Here is an 18,926-nt window from a genome sequence, read left to right as displayed (position 1 = left end):
CGGGCGCTCCGAATCAGGCCCCCCGTCTCACCCTGCGCCCCACCTCGACCCGCATATGCGCGAAAGTTGCGGCGCAAGGGGTGGCGGAGCGGTTGTTTTTCCGCATATGCGGAAGCGGGCGGGGCCGTTAAGCGGGCGGGGCGGTTCAGCGGGTGGTGTCGACGAGGCGGTAGCCCATGCCGCGCACGGTGACGATGCGCTCGGCGCCGAGCTTCTTGCGCAGGTAGCGGACGTAGACGTCCACGACGTTGGAGCCGGGGTCGAAGTCGTAGCCCCACACCCGGTCGAGCAGCTGCTCGCGGCTGAGGACCTGGCCCGGGTGGGACAGGAACGTCTCGGCGAGGGAGAACTCCCGGGCGGACAGCTCCACCTCCCGGCCGGCGGCGGTCGCGTGCCGGGTGCGCAGGTCCAGGGACAGGTCACCGAAGGAGAGGACGTTCGTCGTCTGGCCGCCCTGCTCGGGCGCGCGCAGGCGCAGCCGGATCCGCGCGAGGAGCTCCTCGAAGCGGAAAGGCTTGGGCATGTAGTCGTCGGCCCCGCCCTCGAGGCCGGCGACGGTGTCGTCCACCGAGGTCCTGGCGGTGAGGATGATGACCGGCAGGGCCGAGCCGGCTTCCCGCAGCCGGCGCAGGACGGTGAACCCGTCCATGTCCGGCAGGCCGATGTCGAGGACGAGGAGCTGGACGTCCCCGGCCAGCGCGAGGACGAGCGTCTCCTGGCCCGTGGTCACCGCCGTCGAGGCGTAACCTGCGGCGCGCAGGCCCTTGGTGATGAAGGAGGAGATGCCGGGCTCGTCCTCGGCGATCAGGATCTGGGACATCTAGCGGGCTCCGTCCTGGTCGGCGCCCTCTGCGCCGAGCTCGTCGGGGTCGACGACGATCTCGTCGTCGGGGATGGGGGCGGGCTGGACGCCCGGTGCCGGCAGGAGCAGCGTGAAGCGCGACCCCCTGCCCGGGGCGGAGGTGACGTCGACGCGCCCCTCGTGGCCGGCGGCGATCGCCGCGACGATCGACAGGCCGAGACCGGAGCCCCCGGCCGGGCGTCGCTGGGGCCCGGTCAGCTGGGCGAAGCGCTCGAAGATCCGGCCCTGCTGCTCGGGCGGGATGCCGATGCCCTCGTCCTCCACCCACAGGGCCAGCAGGCCGTCCTCGAGGCTGGAGCCGAGACGGACCGTGCTGCCGTCGTCGGAGAACTTCACCGCGTTGGCCGCGAGCTGGAGCAGTGCCTGCGTCACGCGCTCGGGGTCGACGTCGACGACGGCCTCGGCGCGGTTCGTCACCCGCCAGCGCCGGTTGCCCAGCTGCCGGGCCTGGTCGAGGACGTTGTCGAGGAGCGTGCCGACGTCCGTCTGCTCGGCCCGCACGAAGTCCGGTGCCTCGGACCGGGCGAGGAGGACGAGGTCGTCGGCGAGCCGGTGCATCCGGTCGAGCTCGCGCAGCGCGAGCGCGCGCGTCTCGGTCGCGTCCTGCTCGTCGCTCGGGTCCATGAGCTCGAGGTGGCCCCGCACGATGGTGATCGGCGTGCGCAGCTCGTGCCCGGCGTCGTCGAGGAGCTGGCGCTGGGAGCCGAAGGCCGTCTCCAGCCGCCCGAGCATGTCGTTGAAGGTCCGGGCGAGATCGGAGAGGTCGTCGTCGCCGTCCACCGGGATGCGGCGGGACAGGTCGGTGTCGCTGATCTGCTCCGCCGTCTCCCGCAGCGTCCGCAGCGGCCGCAGGAGACGGCCGGAGAGGATCCAGGCGACGACGGCGAGGATGAGGAGCGAGACGGCCGCGACGAGCCCGTAGGTGCGGAAGATCCCGCCGATCTCCGCCTGTTCCGCGCTCCGGTCGAACGCGAGGACGATCGCCCCTGGGGTCGAGTCGCCGACCCGCACCGGGACGGCGGCGTAGCGGTACTCCCGCTGGGAGGTCCGCAGCGTGGCGATGACGCTCTGCTCCGACTCCCAGGCGTCGGACACGGCGTGGACGAGCTCGGGGTCCAGGGCCAGGGGCACCCCGATGTCCTGCGTCTGGTAGCGGACGTTGTCGCGGACGAAGGCGATCATGCCCTCGTTGGTTGCCGGCACCTCGCGGCTCATCATCATGTAGAGCAGGCGGTCGGAGTCCTGGAAGGCGCTGCCGGTGTCCGGGTCGACGCCGGTCGCCGCGAGGGTGCGCAGCTCGGTGATCGTCCGGTTGAGGGCGTCGTCGATGTTCCGGTCCACGCGGATGCGCTGCAGGCCCCACGCCGTCCCGCCGGCCGCGACAAGGGCGAGCGCGCTCAGCACGAGCACGGTCGCAAGGATGCGGGTGCGGACCGTGAAGGGGCGACGACGGCGGGTGCTCACCGGACCAGTATCGGGGCCGGGCGTGAGACAGGGATGAGAAGGGCCCGGGCTCCCGCCCGGGCCTCTCTCGTCGCGTGCTCCCGTCAGCCGAGGAGCTCCTGGATGCGCCGAATGCCCTCGACCATGTCCTCGGTGCCCAGCGCGTAGCTCAGGCGCAGGTAGCCGCTGGGGCCGAAGGCCTCACCGGGCACGACGGCCACCTCGGCCTCCTCGAGGATGAGCGCGGCCAGCTCCGCGGAGGTCTGCGGTGTGCGGCCACGGATCGTGCGCCCGAGGACGCCCTCGACGTTCGGGTAGGCGTAGAACGCGCCCCGCGGGGTGGGGACCTCGACGCCGTCGATCTCCCGGAGCATGCTCACCATCGTGCGGCGACGCTCGTCGAAGGCCTCGCGCATCGTCGCGACGGCGCTGAGGTCGCCGGACACCGCGGCGAGGGCGGCGTGCTGGGAGACGTTGGCGACGTTCGAGGTGAGGTGGGACTGGAGGTTCGTCGCCGCCTTGATGACGTCGTTCGGGCCGACCATCCAGCCCACGCGCCAGCCGGTCATCGCGTAGGTCTTGGCGACGCCGTTGAGGACGATCGTCGTGTCGACGAGCTCGGGGACAGCGCGCAGCACGGGGGTGAACACGGCGTCGTCGTACACGAGGTGCTCGTAGATCTCGTCGGTGATGACCCACACGCCGTGCTCGTGGGCCCAGCGGCCGATCGCGGCGGTCTGCTCGGGGGAGTAGACGGCGCCGGTGGGGTTGGACGGCGAGCAGAAGAGCAGCGCCTTGGTCCGGGGCGTGCGGGCCGCCTCGAGCTGCTCGACCGTGACGAGGTAGTCCTGGTCGGTACCGGCGACGACCTCGACGGCGCGCCCGCCGGCCAGCGCGATGGCCTCGGGGTAGGTGGTCCAGTACGGGGCGGGCAGGAGGACCTCGTCGCCCGGGTCGATGATCGCGGCAAACGCCTGGTAGACCGCCTGCTTGCCCCCGTTGGTCACGAGGACCTGGTCCGGGGAGATCTCGTAGCCGGAGTCGCGCAGCGTCTTGGCCGCGATCGCCTCGCGCAGGACGGGCAGGCCCTTGGCGGGGGAGTAGCGGTGGTTGACCGGGTCCTGCGCCGCGGCGACGGCGGCGTCGACGATGTACTGGGGCGTGGGGAAGTCCGGCTCGCCGGCACCGAAGCCGATGACCGGCCGACCGGCGGCCTTGAGCGCCTTCGCCTTCGCGTCGACCGCCAGGGTGGCGCTCTCGGCGATCGCCGCCAGCCGGGCGGAGACGCGCGTGGGGGACGGGGTGCTCGGGGTGCTCTTGTGCTCGCTCACCCGGCTATGGTGGCACGGCCCGCGCGCGCCGTCCCTGGGCGGCCCGTCCCGCGGACGGGAGGCCGCGACGAGCGTCACGGGGAGCCGTATTCGACCAAGCGGCCCCGGACGCGTACACTCGATCCCTGGTGGCTCTCGACCACCGGCTCGACCGCGCGCTGCGACGGTCGGTCGGAGGAGGAAGCCGCGAAGGGCAGTGGCGCAATTGGTAGCGCACCGGTCTCCAAAACCGGCGGTTGTGGGTTCGAGTCCCTCCTGCCCTGCAACAGCGGCGTCGGAACGGCGCCCTCGGCCACGACACCCTGACCAGTGAGGAAGACCGCCTGTGAGTGAGTCCGCGAGCACGACCTCGGGCAAGCCCGAGCGTGCCGGCCGCGCCGGGGACGGGACGACCAAGAAGCGTGGTCTCTTCGCCCGGATCGCGCTGTTCGTCCGACAGGTGATCGCCGAGCTGAAGAAGGTCGTCAAGCCGACCCGCAACGAGCTGTTCACGTTCTTCGTCGTCGTCATCGTCTTCGTGCTGGCGATCATGGCCTACGTGGGCCTTGTCGACCTGGGCTTCGGGCGGCTGGCGCTGTGGGTGTTCGGCGGCTGATCCCGCCCCCGCAGCATCGAACTACGACGCAAGAAAGTTGGTGACCCCGTGACTGAGGAGACCGTGGAGCACACGGCCCCGGACGAGGCTCCTGACGACATCCCGAGCGACCTGCCGGGTGCGGAGGCCGAGAGCGCCGCAGCCGTCGAGGAGAGCGAGGCCGCAGGCGAGGACTCGACCCCTGCCGAGCAGTCGGCCGTCGTCGAGGACTCGCCCGAGGTCGACGCCGAGGACGCCGAGGACGTCTCCCCCGAGGAGGAGTTCCGACGCGAGCTGCGGCTGCTGCCGGGCTACTGGTACGTCGTGCACTCCTATGCGGGCTATGAGAAGCGCGTCAAGGCGAACCTCGAGAACCGCATCCAGAGCCTCAACATGGAGGACTACATCTTCCAGGTCGAGGTCCCGATGGAGGACGTCGTCGAGATCAAGAACTCCCAGCGCAAGCTCGTCACCCGGGTCCGTATCCCTGGCTACGTGCTCGTGCGCATGGACCTGACCGACGAGTCGTGGGGCGCGGTGCGCCACACGCCCGGTGTCACCGGCTTCGTCGGCCACACCCACCAGCCGGTGCCGCTGACCGAGGACGAGGTCTTCTCGATGCTCGCCCCGAGCCTCGCCCCCAAGGAGTCGGCCAAGGCCGCGGCCGGCGGGAGTGCCGCCAGCACCCCGATCGAGGTCGAGTTCTCCGTCGGCGAGTCCGTCACCGTCACCGACGGGCCCTTCGAGACCCTTCCGGCCACGATCTCCGAGATCAGCCCGGAGCAGCAGAAGCTCAAGGTGCTCGTGTCGATCTTCGGCCGGGAGACCCCGGTTGAGCTGTCGTTCTCGCAGGTCGCCAAGATCTGAGCGGACGGCTCCCCGGCGCACGCTTCCTGCTGCGCCGGACCCGCAAGGCGGCGTCGGCGGTCACCGACGCCCAGGAACAATAAGGACGCACCATGCCTCCCAAGAAGAAGGTTGCAGGCCTGATCAAGCTCCAGATCCAGGCCGGCGCCGCGACCCCCGCGCCGCCCATCGGCCCCGCGCTGGGCCAGCACGGCGTGAACATCATGGAGTTCTGCAAGGCGTACAACGCGGCGACCGAGTCGCAGCGCGGCAACGTCATCCCCGTGGAGATCACGGTGTACGAGGACCGCTCGTTCACCTTCGTCACCAAGACCCCGCCGGCCGCCGAGCTCATCAAGAAGGCCGCCGGCGTCGCCAAGGGCTCCGGCACCCCGCACACCGCGAAGGTCGGCTCCCTCACGACGGCGCAGGTCCGCGAGATCGCCGAGGGCAAGATGGTCGACCTCAACGCCAACGACGTCGACGCCGCCGCGAAGATCATCGCCGGCACCGCCCGTTCCATGGGCATCACCGTCTCGGACTGAGGCACCAGGACGCCTCCCGCGTCCGTCGTTCCAGGCGCCTCGGCGCCCCGTGGCAGGGTCCGGCGCGGACCCGCAGACCACGACTGCTCACACTAGGAGAAGCAGCATGACCACGCGCAGCAAGAACTACCGCAAGGCGGCCGAGAAGATCGACCGCTCCCAGGTCTACGCCCCCCTCGAGGCGGTCCGCCTCGCCAAGGAGAGCGCGACCACCACGTTCGACCAGACCGTCGAGGTCGTCTTCCGTCTCGGCGTCGACCCCCGCAAGGCGGACCAGATGGTGCGCGGCACCGTCAGCCTGCCCCACGGCACCGGCAAGTCGGCCCGCGTCCTCGTCTTCGCCGTCGGCGAGCGCGCGGCGCAGGCCGAGGCCGCCGGTGCCGACGAGGTCGGTGGCGACGAGCTCATCGAGAAGGTTGCCGCGGGCTACACGAACTTCGACGCCGCCGTCGCGACGCCGGACCTCATGGGCAAGGTCGGCCGCCTCGGCCGCGTGCTCGGCCCCCGTGGCCTCATGCCCAACCCGAAGACCGGCACGGTGACCATGGACGTCGCCAAGGCGGTCACGGAGATCAAGGGCGGGCGGATCGAGTTCCGCGTCGACAAGAACTCCAACCTGCACTTCATCGTCGGCAAGGTCTCCTTCTCGGAGGAGCAGCTGGTGGAGAACTACGCCGCCGCCCTGGACGAGGTGCTGCGGCTCAAGCCGTCCTCCTCCAAGGGCCGGTACATCGCCAAGGCCACCATGGCCACGACGATGGGTCCGGGTATCCCGCTCGACGCCACCCTCACGCGCAACCTCACCTCGGGCACCCCGTCCTGATCTGAGACCACGCCAGCAGCGCCCCGGCCCGCAAGGACCGGGGCGCTGCTGCGTCTGCGCGTGTGGGGTGGGGCACATCGCGGCCCACGGGCTTGGACCCGGGGCCGCTGCCGGGGTACTGTTGCCTCTGCCCAAGACCGCCGGTCCCCCGTCAGCCATGACGGGTCGAAGTCCGCAGCAGCGGAGCCAGCGCAGGTGATCATGTGACGCCGTCTCGCGACGCGCCCCGTGCACACCCTGCGCGGGGCTTTTTTGTTGCTCGACCTCATCCTCCGGCGGCACGACCGAGAAGGAGGGCCATGGCGAGGCCTGACAAGGTGGCGGCAGTCACCGAGCTCACGCAGCAGCTGCGTGAGGCAAACGCCGTCGTGCTCACCGAGTACCGCGGGCTCAGCGTCGGCCAGCTCAAGGAGCTGCGCCGCTCGCTCGGCACCAATGCCAGCTACGCCGTCGTGAAGAACACGCTGACCTCCATCGCGGCCAAGGAGGCGGGGCTCGAGGGACTCGAGGACCAGCTCACCGGCCCGACGGCGATCGCTTTCGTGACCGGGGAGCCCTCCGAGGCTGCCAAGGGCTTGCGTGACTTCGCCAAGAGCAACCCCCAGCTCGTCATCAAGGGTGGCGTGCTCGAGGGCCGCGCGCTGTCGGCGCAGGACGTCGACACGCTCGCGAGCCTCGAGAGCCGTGAGGTGCTGCTGGGCAAGGCGGCTGGCGCGTTCAAGGCAGCGCTCTACCAGGCTGCATACCTGTTCACCGCGCCGGCCACCCAGGCTGCGCGCACCATCGAGGCCCTGCGCGAGAAGCAGGCAGCCGACGCCGCCTGAGGCTTCGGTACCCCCACCCCACCCTGCTCCACGCAGTACACAGCACAGGGCAGAACAACCAGGAAGGACGCCACCATGGCGAAGCTCACCACCGACGAGCTCATCGAGGCTTTCAAGGAGCTCACCCTCATCGAGCTCTCCGAGTTCGTGAAGCAGTTCGAGGAGACCTTCGAGGTCACCGCCGCTGCTCCGGTCGCCGTTGCCGCGGCCGCCCCGGCCGGCGGCGGCGACGCCGGCGCGGCCGAGGAGGAGCAGACCGAGTTCGACGTCGTCCTCGACGCGATCGGCGACAAGAAGATCCAGGTCATCAAGGAGGTCCGCGCGCTCACGAGCCTCGGCCTCAAGGAGGCCAAGGACCTCGTCGACTCGGCCCCCAAGGCCGTCCTCGAGGGCGTCGACAAGGACACCGCGGACAAGGCCAAGGCGACCCTCGAGGGCGCCGGGGCCACCGTCTCCGTCAAGTGACCTCATAGCTCCACCCGGCGTCACCGCCCGTCACGGCCCGGCACCCCTCGGGGTGCCGGGCCGTCGGCGTTCCCCGCGATCTCCCGGCGCGTCATGACTTCTCCCGCCCGAGGTGATGGCGTATGGTGAGCGGCGTCGGCCAGACCAGGGCCCACAGCGCGACGGTGCGCTGGACATTGCCCTGCGCACGTGTGTATGCTTTCGCTTTGCGCTGACTTCTGCCTGCCTGTCTGCCGCCCCGAACCCTGCCGAGCGCCGGGTCGACGCGACGAGGAGACAGTCCCGACAGCGCAGTGTGCACACAATTCGCAGGGAAGGACCCCCTTTGGCTGCCTCGCGCACCTCTTCTGTTCCCACCGCTGAAGACATCGCCACACGGCTCGCCTCGCGCCGTGTCTCGTTCGCCAAGATCCAGGAGCCGCTCCAGGCGCCCGATCTTCTCGGGCTGCAGACCGAGAGCTTCGACTGGCTCCTCGGCAACCCGGCGTGGCGCGACCGCGTCGCTGCTGCCATCGAGCAGGGCGACAAGAACGTTCCCCGCACCTCGGGGCTGGAGGAGATCTTCGCGGAGATCTCCCCGATCGAGGACTTCGGCCAGTCGATGTCCCTCTCCTTCAACGACCACCGCTTCGAGCCGGCGAAGTACACGCCGGAGGAGTGCAAGGAGAAGGACTTCACCTACGCCGCTCCGCTGTTCGTCACGGCGGAGTTCACCAACTACGAGACCGGCGAGATCAAGTCGCAGACGGTCTTCATGGGTGACTTCCCGCTCATGACCGAGCGCGGCACGTTCATCATCAACGGCACCGAGCGTGTCGTCGTCTCCCAGCTCGTCCGCTCCCCGGGCGTGTACTTCGAGCGCAGCGCCGACAAGACGTCCGACAAGGACATCTTCACGACGAAGATCATCCCTTCGCGCGGCGCCTGGCTCGAGTTCGAGATCGACAAGCGCGACGCCGTCGGGATCCGCATCGACCGCAAGCGCAAGCAGTCGATCACCGTCTTCCTGCGTGCGCTGGGCATGACCGAAGCTGAGATCCGCGAGGAGTTCGCCGACTACCCGGTCCTGCTGGAGACCCTCGAGAAGGACAACGTCAGCACCCAGGACGAGGCCCTGCTCGACATCTACCGCAAGGTTCGCCCCGGCGAGCCGCCGACGGTCGAGGCCGGCCGCAACCTCCTCGACAACTACTACTTCAACTCCAAGCGCTACGACCTCGCGAAGGTCGGCCGCTACAAGGTGAACAAGAAGCTCGGCACGAGCGGTGACCTCACCGAGTCCGTGCTGCGCGTCGAGGACATCAAGGCCGCGGTCCGCTACCTCCTCGCCCTGCACAAGGGCGAGACGGAGTACACGGTCGAGCGCGACGGCGAGCAGGTCACGGTGCGCGTCGAGACCGACGACATCGACCACTTCGGCAATCGCCGCATCCGGTCCGTCGGCGAGCTCATCCAGAACCAGATCCGCACGGGTCTGTCCCGGATGGAGCGCGTCGTGCGCGAGCGCATGACCACGCAGGACGTCGAGGCGATCACGCCGCAGACCCTCATCAACATCCGGCCCGTCGTCGCCTCCATCAAGGAGTTCTTCGGCACGTCGCAGCTGTCGCAGTTCATGGACCAGAACAACCCGCTGGCCGGGCTGACGCACAAGCGTCGGCTCAACGCCCTCGGCCCGGGTGGGCTGTCCCGTGACCGCGCGGCGATGGAGGTCCGTGACGTCCACCCCTCGCACTACGGCCGCATGTGCCCGATCGAGACCCCTGAGGGCCCGAACATCGGCCTCATCGGCTCGCTCGCGACCTTCGCGCGCATCAACCCCTTCGGCTTCGTCGAGACCCCCTACCGTCGCGTCGTCGACGGCCGGGTGACCGACGACGTCGACTACCTCACCGCCGACGACGAGGACCGCTACGTCATCGCGCAGGCGAACGCCAAGCTCGACGACGACGGCAACTTCCGCGAGGAGCAGGTGCTCGTCCGGGCCAGCGGCGGCAGTGGCGAGATGGCCACCGTCCCGCCGTCGGAGATCGACTACATGGACGTCTCCGCCCGTCAGATGGTGTCCGTCGCGACCGCGATGATCCCCTTCCTCGAGCACGACGACGCGAACCGTGCGCTCATGGGCGCCAACATGCAGCGTCAGGCGGTCCCGCTGGTCCGCAGCGAGGCCCCGCTCGTGGGCACCGGGATGGAGCGTCGCGCGGCGGTCGACGCCGGCGACGTCATCACGGCGAGCAAGCCCGGTGTCGTCACCGAGGTCTCCGCGGACTCGATCCACGTGGCCGCCGACGACGGCACGAACCAGGTCTACCGCGTCGCGAAGTTCCGTCGCTCCAACCAGGGCACGTCCTACAACCAGCGCGTGCTGGTCGACGAGGGCGACCGCGTCGAGGTCGGCTCCGCGCTGGCCGACGGCCCGGCGACCGACGACGGCGAGCTGGCCCTGGGCCGCAACCTCCTCGTCGCGTTCATGTCGTGGGAGGGCCACAACTACGAGGACGCGATCATCCTCTCCCAGCGCCTCGTGGCCGAGGACGTCCTGTCCTCGATTCACATCGAGGAGCACGAGGTCGACGCCCGCGACACCAAGCTGGGCGCCGAGGAGATCACCCGGGACATCCCGAACGTCTCCGAGGACGTCCTCGCCGACCTCGACGAGCGCGGCATCATCCGCATCGGTGCCGAGGTCAGCGCCGGTGACATCCTCGTCGGCAAGGTCACGCCCAAGGGTGAGACCGAGCTGACGAGCGAGGAGCGCCTGCTCCGCGCGATCTTCGGTGAGAAGGCCCGCGAGGTGCGCGACACGTCCCTCAAGGTGCCCCACGGCGAGTCCGGGACCGTCATCGGTATCCAGGAGTTCAACGCGGACGAGGACGACGAGCTGCCCGCCGGCGTCAACCAGATGGTGCGCGTCTACATCGCCCAGCGCCGCAAGATCACCGACGGCGACAAGCTCGCCGGGCGCCACGGCAACAAGGGTGTCATCTCCAAGATCCTCCCGGTCGAGGACATGCCCTTCCTCGAGGACGGCACGCCCGTCGACATCATCCTCAACCCGCTCGGTGTGCCCGGCCGCATGAACGTCGGCCAGGTGCTCGAGACCCACCTCGGGTGGGTCGCCAAGCAGGGCTGGGACGCCACCGACGCGCCGCAGGGCGACGGCACGTGGACCGAGAACCTGCCCGAGGGTGCACTGCGCGGAGAGGCCGGGACCCCGGTCGCGACGCCCGTCTTCGACGGCATCCACGAGCACGAGCTCACCGGTCTCCTCGGCCGCACCACGCCCAACCGTGACGGCGAGCGGATGGTCGGCACCGACGGCAAGGCCCGCCTGTTCGACGGCCGCTCCGGTGAGCCCTTCCCCGAGCCCGTCGCGGTCGGCTACATGTACATCCTCAAGCTCCACCACCTCGTGGACGACAAGATCCACGCCCGCTCCACCGGCCCGTACTCGATGATCACGCAGCAGCCGCTGGGTGGTAAGGCACAGTTCGGTGGCCAGCGCTTCGGTGAGATGGAGGTGTGGGCCCTGGAGGCCTACGGCGCCGCCTACGCGCTGCAGGAGCTCCTGACGATCAAGTCCGACGACATCCCCGGACGCGTCAAGGTGTACGAGGCCATCGTCAAGGGCGAGAACATCCCCGAGCCCGGCATCCCCGAGTCCTTCAAGGTCCTCATGAAGGAGATGCAGTCCCTGTGCCTGAACGTCGAGGCCCTGGACGCGGAGGGTAACGCCATCGAGCTGCGTGACGCCGACGAGGAGGTCTACCGGGCCGCCGACGAGCTCGGGATCGACCTGTCGCGTCGTCCCGACGCCAGCAGCGTCGACGACATCTAAGAGGCCGCGGCTGCCGTGACGCCCGTCGTCACGGCAGCCCCGCCGGCCCCGTTTGGATTCCACACGGTGACATACCGAAGGAAGTAGGAAACCTTGCTCGACGTCAATGTCTTCGACCAGCTCCACATCGGCCTGGCCACGGCATCGGAGATCCGTGGTTGGTCCCACGGAGAGGTCAAGAAGCCCGAGACGATCAACTACCGCACGCTCAAGCCCGAGAAGGACGGCCTGTTCTGCGAGCGGATCTTCGGCCCCACCCGGGACTGGGAGTGCAACTGCGGCAAGTACAAGCGCGTGCGCTACAAGGGCATCATCTGCGAGCGCTGCGGTGTCGAGGTCACACGCTCCAAGGTGCGCCGTGAGCGGATGGGCCACATCGAGCTCGCCGCCCCCGTCACCCACATCTGGTACTTCAAGGGCGTCCCCTCGCGCTTGGGCTACCTCCTCAACCTTGCCCCGAAGGACCTCGAGAAGGTCATCTACTTCGCGGCGTACATGATCACCGAGGTGGACCAGGACGGGCGCCACGAGGACCTGTCCAGCCTCCAGAACGAGATGGACCTCGAGAAGCAGGACGTCGAGCGCAAGCGCGACACCGACATCGAGGCCCGCGCCAAGCGCCTGGAGGAGGACCTCGCCGAGCTCGAGCAGGCCGGGGCCAAGGCCGACGCCCGCGAGAAGCTGCGCAAGTCCGCCGAGCGCGAGATGACGCAGATCCGCAAGCGCGCCGACCTGGACCTTGACCGTCTCGACACGATCTGGGACCGGTTCAAGAACCTCAAGGTCGGTGACCTCGAGGGCGACGAGCTGCTCTACCGCGAGCTCCAGGCCCGCTACGGCATCTACTTCAAGGGCTACATGGGGGCCGAGGCCATCCAGAAGCGCCTGGAGACCTTCGACCTGGCCGCCGAGGCGGAGTCGCTGCGCGAGACGATCTCCACGGGGACCGGTCAGCGCAAGACGCGCGCCCTCAAGCGGCTCAAGGTCGTCAACGCGTTCCTCACCACGGAGAACTCGCCGCTGGGCATGGTCCTGGACGCCGTCCCGGTCATCCCGCCGGACCTGCGCCCGATGGTCCAGCTGGACGGTGGCCGCTTCGCGACCTCCGACCTCAACGACCTCTACCGCCGCGTCATCAACCGGAACAACCGCCTCAAGCGGCTGCTCGACCTCGGCGCGCCGGAGATCATCGTCAACAACGAGAAGCGGATGCTCCAGGAGGCCGTGGACTCGCTCTTCGACAACGGCCGCCGTGGCCGTCCGGTCACCGGACCCGGCAACCGCGCGCTCAAGTCGATCTCCGACATGCTCAAGGGCAAGCAGGGACGCTTCCGTCAGAACCTCCTCGGCAAGCGCGTCGACTACTCCGGCCGTTCGGTCATCGTCGTCGGCCCGCAGCTGCAGCTCCACCAGTGCGGCCTGCCCAAGCAGATGGCGCTCGAGCTCTTCAAGCCCTTCGTCATGAAGCGGCTGGTCGACCTCAACCACGCGCAGAACATCAAGGCCGCCAAGCGGATGGTCGAGCGCGCGCGCACCCAGGTGTGGGACGTGCTCGAGGAGGTCATCACCGAGCACCCCGTGCTGCTCAACCGTGCCCCCACGCTGCACCGTCTCGGCATCCAGGCCTTTGAGCCGCAGCTCGTCGAGGGCAAGGCCATCCAGCTCCACCCGCTCGTGTGTGGCGCCTTCAACGCCGACTTCGACGGCGACCAGATGGCCGTGCACCTGCCGCTGAGCACCGAGGCGCAGGCCGAGGCCCGCATCCTCATGCTCTCGAGCAACAACATCCTCAAGCCCTCGGACGGCCGTCCGGTGACCATGCCCACGCAGGACATGATCATCGGCCTGTTCCACCTCACCGGCGACAAGGCCGGCGGCGTGGGGGAGGGCCGGGTCTTCGGCTCGCCCTCCGAGGCGCGGATGGCTTTCGACGCCGGCGAGCTCGACCTCGGCGCGACCGTGCGGATCCGCTTCACCGACCTCGTCCCGCCGCTCGGCTGGACGGCGCCGGAGGGCTGGGAGGAGGGTGACGCGATCATCCTCGAGACCTCCCTGGGCCGTGCGCTGTTCAACGAGGCGCTGCCGATCGACTACCCGTTCGTCAACGGCGTCGTCGGCAAGAAGGAGCTCTCGGGGATCGTCAACGACCTCGCCGAGCGCTACCCGAAGGTCGAGGTGGCCGCGAGCCTGGACGCCCTCAAGGAGGCCGGTTTCTACTGGGCTACCCGCTCGGGCGTCACGATCGCGATCTCCGACGTCGTCGCCCCTGACGCCAAGGCGCACATCCTCGAGTCCTACGAGGAGAAGGCGCAGAAGGTCCAGCGCGAGTACGACCTCGGCCGCCGCAGCGAGGAGGAGCGTCGCTCCGAGCTCATCGACATCTGGACCCAGGCGACCAACGAGGTCGACCAGGCCATGCGGGTGAACTTCCCGGCGGACAACAACATCTTCCGCATGGTGACCTCCGGTGCTCGTGGTAACTGGCACCAGGTGCGTCAGATCGCCGGTATGCGAGGCCTGGTCGCCGACCCCAAGGGTCAGATCATCCCGCGTCCGATCAAGTCGAACTACCGCGAGGGCCTGTCGGTCCTCGAGTACTTCACCGCGACGCACGGCGCCCGTAAGGGCCTGGCGGACACCGCGCTGCGGACCGCCGACTCCGGCTACCTCACCCGTCGTCTCGTCGACGTCTCCCAGGACGTCATCGTCCGCGAGGACGACTGCGGGACCTCGCTGGGGCTGACGCTGCCGATCGCGGAGACGGACTCCTCCGGGGGCCTGCTGCTGCTCGACACCGTCGAGACCAGCGTCTACGCCCGCACACTCGCGCAGGACGCCGCGTCCGACGACGGCACCGTCGTCGCCGAGGCCGGCGAGGACGTCGGTGACGTCCTCATCGCACGGCTCGTCGCAGCCGGGGTCACGCAGGTCAAGGTCCGCTCGGTCCTCACCTGCCAGTCCCGCGTGGGTACCTGCGCCAAGTGCTACGGCCGCTCGCTGGCCACCGGCAAGCTCGTCGACATCGGCGAGGCCGTCGGCATCATCGCGGCGCAGTCCATCGGTGAGCCCGGCACCCAGCTGACGATGCGGACCTTCCACACCGGTGGCGCGGCCTCGGCCGAGGACATCACCCAGGGTCTGCCCCGTATCCAGGAGCTCTTCGAGGCCCGCACCCCCAAGGGTGAGGCGCCGATCAGCGAGGCCGCCGGCCGCGTGAAGATCGACGACTCCGAGCGCACCCGCAAGATCGTCGTCGTCCGCGACGACGGCGGTGAGGACCTGGCCTACCCGGTCTCCAAGCGCGTGCGCCTGCTGGTCGAGGACGGCGAGCACGTCGCCGTCGGCCGCCAGCTCGTCGCCGGCGCCGTGGACCCGAAGAAGGTCCTGCGGATCCTCGGTCCGCGTGCGGTCCAGAAGCACCTCGTCGACCAGGTCCAGGAGGTCTACCGCTCCCAGGGCGTGGACATCCACGACAAGCACGTCGAGGTCATCGTCCGGCAGATGCTCAAGCGCGTCACCGTGCTCGACTCGGGCGAGTCCCGGCTCCTGCCGGGTGAGCTCGCCGAGCGTGGCCGCTTCGAGGACGAGAACCGTCGCACGGTCTCTGAGGGTGGGACGCCGGCATCCGGCCGCCCCGAGCTCATGGGCATCACCAAGGCGTCGCTGGCCACGGACTCGTGGCTGTCGGCGGCCTCCTTCCAGGAGACCACCAAGGTGCTGACCGAGGCCGCGATGAGCGGGCGTCGCGACCCGTTGCTCGGCCTCAAGGAGAACGTCATCCTCGGAAAGCTCATCCCCGCCGGTACGGGCCTGCCCCGCTACCGCAACGTGGACGTCGAGCCGACCGAGGAGGCGAAGGCCAAGGCCTTCTCCCAGCTGGGTTACAGCGAGCTGGACTTCGTCCAGGGCGGCTCGGACCCGATCATGCTCGAGGAGCTGGACTTCGGTCCGGACTCCTTCGGCGTGGACTTCCGCGGCGTGTGACCAGTCCGTGGGGCGGCCGCGGCGCGGCCGCCCCACGGAACGCGTGACGGACGTCAAGCCGCCACGCTTTGACGCAAGAAACTGCGGCAGAGTACGCTACTGGGCGGTGCCCGCGACATCGGGTCCCTCGTGCGTGCTTGTGATCCGCAGGCCCGGCGACACTCCCGAGTGCGGGGGGCAGGGGCCAGCAGACGACCGTCACGCGGTCAGGCCGGCGGCCCACCCGGTGCGCCGGGCGAACATCAAGTGCGAGAAACACAAATCCGAGACGGAGACGTAGTGCCCACGATTCAGCAGCTGGTCCGCAAGGGCCGAAGCGTCAAGACCTCGACGTCGAAGACGCCCGCCCTCAAGGGCAGCCCCCAGCGGCGCGGGGTGTGCACCCGCGTGTACACGACGACCCCGAAGAAGCCGAACTCGGCGCTCCGCAAGGTCGCGCGCGTGCGCCTGTCCAGCGGGATCGAGGTCACGGCCTACATCCCCGGCGTCGGTCACAACCTCCAGGAGCACTCCATCGTGCTCGTCCGCGGTGGTCGCGTGAAGGACCTCCCCGGCGTCCGCTACAAGATCGTGCGCGGCGCGCTCGACACCCAGGGTGTCCGTGGTCGCCAGCAGGCTCGCAGCCGTTACGGCGCGAAGAAGGAGAAGAAGTAATGCCGCGCAAGGGTCCCGCACCTCAGCGGACGCTCGTCGTCGACCCGGTCTACGGCTCGCCGACCGTCACCCAGCTCGTCAACCGCATCCTGCGGGACGGCAAGAAGTCCACCGCCGAGAAGATCGTCTACGACGCCCTCGAGGGTGTTCGCGAGAAGACCGACGGTGACCCCACGGCCGTCCTCAAGCGCGCGCTGGAGAACGTCCGTCCCTCCCTCGAGGTCCGTTCCCGCCGCGTCGGTGGCGCCACCTACCAGGTGCCCGTCGAGGTCCGCCCCTCCCGGCAGACCACGCTCGCCCTGCGCTGGCTCGTCGACTACGCCCGCGCCCGTCGCGAGAAGACGATGACCGAGCGCCTCATGAACGAGATCCTCGACGCCTCCAACGGCCTCGGTGCCGCGGTCAAGCGCCGCGAGGACACCCACAAGATGGCCGAGTCCAACCGGGCCTTCGCGCACTACCGCTGGTAGTTCGTCGCCCTGCCGTCCTGCACGAAATCGACTGAAGAGAGTCTCCTGTGGCACTTGACGTGCTGACCGATCTGACCAAGGTCCGCAACATCGGCATCATGGCGCACATCGACGCCGGCAAGACGACGACCACCGAGCGGATCCTGTTCTACACCGGCATCAACTACAAGATCGGGGAGACGCACGACGGCGCCTCCACGATGGACTGGATGGAGCAGGAGCAGGAGCGCGGCATCACGATCACGTCGGCTGCCACGACCTGCTACTGGCACGACAACCAGATCAACATCATCGACACCCCCGGGCACGTCGACTTCACCGTCGAGGTGGAGCGCTCCCTGCGCGTCCTCGACGGCGCCGTCGCCGTGTTCGACGGCAAGGAGGGCGTCGAGCCGCAGTCGGAGACCGTGTGGCGGCAGGCGGACAAGTACAACGTCCCGCGCATCTGCTTCGTCAACAAGATGGACAAGCTCGGTGCGGACTTCTACTTCACCGTGCAGACCATCAAGGACCGCCTCAAGGCCAAGCCGCTCGTCATGCAGGTGCCGATCGGTGCGGAGTCGGATTTCGTCGGCGTCGTCGACGTCGTCTACAACCGCGCGCTCACCTGGCGCGGCGAGGTCCAGATCGGTGAGGACTACACGATCGAGGAGGTCCCCGCGGACCTCGTCGAGAAGGTGGCCCAGTACCGCGCCGAGCTGGTCGAGGCGGTGGCCGAGGCTGACGAGGAGCTGCTCGAGAAGTACCTCGGCGGCGAGGAGCTGAGCCCCGAGGAGATCAAGAAGGGTGTCCGCGCCCTCACGGTCACCGGCGACGCCTTCCCCGTCTTCTGCGGTACGGCGTTCAAGAACAAGGGCGTGCAGCCCATCCTCGACGCCGTCATCGACTACCTCCCCTCGCCGCTCGACGTGCCGCCCATGGTCGGCCACGCCGTCGGTGACGAGGAGAAGGAGCTGACCCGTCTGCCCAACGAGAACGAGCCGTTCTCGGCACTGGCCTTCAAGGTTGCCGTGCACCCGTTCTTCGGCAAGCTCACCTACGTGCGCGTGTACTCCGGTACCGCCAAGCAGGGCGCCCAGGTCCTCAACTCGACCAAGGGCAAGAAGGAGCGCGTCGGCAAGCTCTTCCAGATGCACTCCAACAAGGAGAACCCGGTCGAGGAGGCCCACGCGGGCCACATCTACGCGTTCATCGGCCTCAAGGACACCACCACCGGTGACACCCTGTGCGCCCAGGACGCCCCCATCGTCCTCGAGTCGATGAGCTTCCCCGAGCCTGTCATCCACGTGGCGGTCGAGCCGAAGACCAAGGGCGACCAGGAGAAGCTGGGCACCGCAATCCAGAAGCTCGCCGAGGAGGACCCGACCTTCACCGTCCGCCTGGACGACGAGACCGGCCAGACCGTCATCGGCGGCATGGGCGAGCTCCACCTCGACGTCCTCGTCGACCGCATGCGTCGCGAGTTCAAGGTCGAGGCGAACGTCGGCAAGCCGCAGGTCGCCTACCGCGAGACCATCCGCCGCAAGGCCGAGAAGGTCGACTACACGCACAAGAAGCAGACCGGTGGCTCGGGCCAGTTCGCGAAGGTGCAGGTCAGCTTCGAGCCCCTCGACACCGCCGAGGGCGAGCTCTACGAGTTCGAGAACAAGGTCACCGGTGGCCGCATCCCGCGCGAGTACATCCCGAGCGTGGACGCGGGCATCCAGGACTCCATGCAGAACGGTGTCCTCGCCGGCTACCCCATGGTGGGTGTCAAGGCGATCCTGCTCGACGGTGGATACCACGAGGTCGACTCCTCGGAGATGGCCTTCAAGATCGCCGGCTCGATGGTGTTCAAGGAGGGTGTCCGCAAGGCGGACCCCGTGCTCCTCGAGCCCGTCATGGACGTCGAGGTGCGTACGCCCGAGGAGTACATGGGCGACGTCATCGGCGACCTCAACTCCCGTCGTGGAATGATCCAGTCCATGACGGACGCGACTGGCATCAAGGTCGTTCGCGCACTGGTGCCGCTGTCGGAGATGTTCGGTTACGTCGGAGACCTGCGGTCCAAGACCCAGGGTCGCGCGGTGTACTCGATGCAGTTCGACAGCTACGCCGAGGTTCCTCGGAACGTTGCCGAGGAGATCATCAAGAAGACCCGGGGCGAGTAAGTCCCACTGGTCGACCAGCAGTACCCCCTTTTCACCAACCGACCCGTAGGGCTTGCTCCCCGACAGGCGCACACGCACCTGACGCTGAGCAGACAACTACCCGAGTCCCAGGAG

Annotated in this window: 14 protein-coding genes and 1 tRNA gene; 12 read left to right on the top strand and 3 right to left on the bottom strand. The window is 68.9% G+C overall.

What is annotated here, in order from left to right; translation table 11 throughout:
- Nucleotides 1-145: 145 nt before the first annotated feature.
- From M3148_RS07580 to M3148_RS07570, 3 genes are all read right to left on the bottom strand, one after another.
- A complete protein-coding gene (locus tag M3148_RS07580; protein WP_251304063.1) occupies nt 146-820 on the bottom strand; it encodes a response regulator transcription factor in 675 nt (224 codons plus the stop codon).
- Nucleotides 821-2,326 (bottom strand): sensor histidine kinase, encoded by a 1,506-nt coding sequence (locus M3148_RS07575; RefSeq protein ID WP_251304062.1) that lies wholly within the window; start codon nt 2,324-2,326, stop codon nt 821-823.
- Nucleotides 2,327-2,409: 83 nt separating this feature from the next.
- Nucleotides 2,410-3,636: a pyridoxal phosphate-dependent aminotransferase gene (locus tag M3148_RS07570; RefSeq protein ID WP_251304061.1), complete on the bottom strand. Its 1,227-nt coding sequence runs from the start codon at nt 3,634-3,636 to the stop codon at nt 2,410-2,412.
- A gap of 190 nt (nt 3,637-3,826) precedes the next feature.
- On the opposite strand from M3148_RS07570, the gene M3148_RS07565 reads away from it, so the two are divergent.
- From M3148_RS07565 to fusA, 12 genes are all read left to right on the top strand, one after another.
- Nucleotides 3,827-3,899: transfer RNA gene (locus tag M3148_RS07565), tRNA-Trp, on the top strand.
- A 62-nt stretch (nt 3,900-3,961) separates the two neighbouring features.
- Nucleotides 3,962-4,231 (top strand): preprotein translocase subunit SecE, encoded by a 270-nt coding sequence (gene secE, locus M3148_RS07560; protein ID WP_251304060.1) that lies wholly within the window; start codon nt 3,962-3,964, stop codon nt 4,229-4,231.
- Between the two features lie 48 nt (nt 4,232-4,279).
- Entirely contained in the window at nt 4,280-5,077 is a 798-nt protein-coding gene (gene nusG / locus M3148_RS07555; protein WP_440136907.1) for a transcription termination/antitermination protein NusG, read from the top strand.
- Between the two features lie 92 nt (nt 5,078-5,169).
- Entirely contained in the window at nt 5,170-5,601 is a 432-nt protein-coding gene (gene rplK, locus M3148_RS07550; RefSeq protein ID WP_251304059.1) for a 50S ribosomal protein L11, read from the top strand.
- Nucleotides 5,602-5,707: 106 nt separating this feature from the next.
- Nucleotides 5,708-6,424: a 50S ribosomal protein L1 gene (rplA, locus tag M3148_RS07545; protein WP_251304058.1), complete on the top strand. Its 717-nt coding sequence runs from the start codon at nt 5,708-5,710 to the stop codon at nt 6,422-6,424.
- A gap of 299 nt (nt 6,425-6,723) precedes the next feature.
- A complete protein-coding gene (gene rplJ / locus M3148_RS07540; RefSeq protein ID WP_251304057.1) occupies nt 6,724-7,248 on the top strand; it encodes a 50S ribosomal protein L10 in 525 nt (174 codons plus the stop codon).
- 75 nt (nt 7,249-7,323) lie between these two features.
- Nucleotides 7,324-7,713 (top strand): 50S ribosomal protein L7/L12, encoded by a 390-nt coding sequence (gene rplL, locus M3148_RS07535; RefSeq protein ID WP_251304056.1) that lies wholly within the window; start codon nt 7,324-7,326, stop codon nt 7,711-7,713.
- Nucleotides 7,714-8,038: 325 nt separating this feature from the next.
- A complete protein-coding gene (gene rpoB / locus M3148_RS07530; RefSeq protein ID WP_251304055.1) occupies nt 8,039-11,554 on the top strand; it encodes a DNA-directed RNA polymerase subunit beta in 3,516 nt (1,171 codons plus the stop codon).
- Nucleotides 11,555-11,647: 93 nt separating this feature from the next.
- Nucleotides 11,648-15,538, top strand: coding sequence for a DNA-directed RNA polymerase subunit beta' (locus M3148_RS07525; RefSeq protein WP_251304054.1), 3,891 nt, complete (start codon nt 11,648-11,650; stop codon nt 15,536-15,538).
- A 279-nt stretch (nt 15,539-15,817) separates the two neighbouring features.
- Entirely contained in the window at nt 15,818-16,192 is a 375-nt protein-coding gene (gene rpsL, locus M3148_RS07520) for a 30S ribosomal protein S12 (RefSeq protein ID WP_110852524.1), read from the top strand.
- The gene (gene rpsG / locus M3148_RS07515) at nt 16,192-16,662 is read left to right on the top strand and encodes a 30S ribosomal protein S7 (protein WP_251304053.1); all 471 of its coding nucleotides are present in this window, start codon (nt 16,192-16,194) and stop codon (nt 16,660-16,662) included. Before rpsL ends, rpsG begins: the two co-directional genes overlap by 1 nt.
- A 47-nt stretch (nt 16,663-16,709) precedes the next feature.
- A complete protein-coding gene (gene fusA, locus M3148_RS07510) occupies nt 16,710-18,812 on the top strand; it encodes an elongation factor G (RefSeq protein WP_251304052.1) in 2,103 nt (700 codons plus the stop codon).
- Nucleotides 18,813-18,926: the final 114 nt, after the last annotated feature.

The organism is Georgenia satyanarayanai, assembly GCF_023715365.1.
Taxonomy (GTDB): domain Bacteria; phylum Actinomycetota; class Actinomycetes; order Actinomycetales; family Actinomycetaceae; genus Oceanitalea; species Oceanitalea satyanarayanai_B.
Note: the sequence above shows the minus strand (reverse complement) of the source record. Positions and strands in the feature narration are given on the sequence as shown.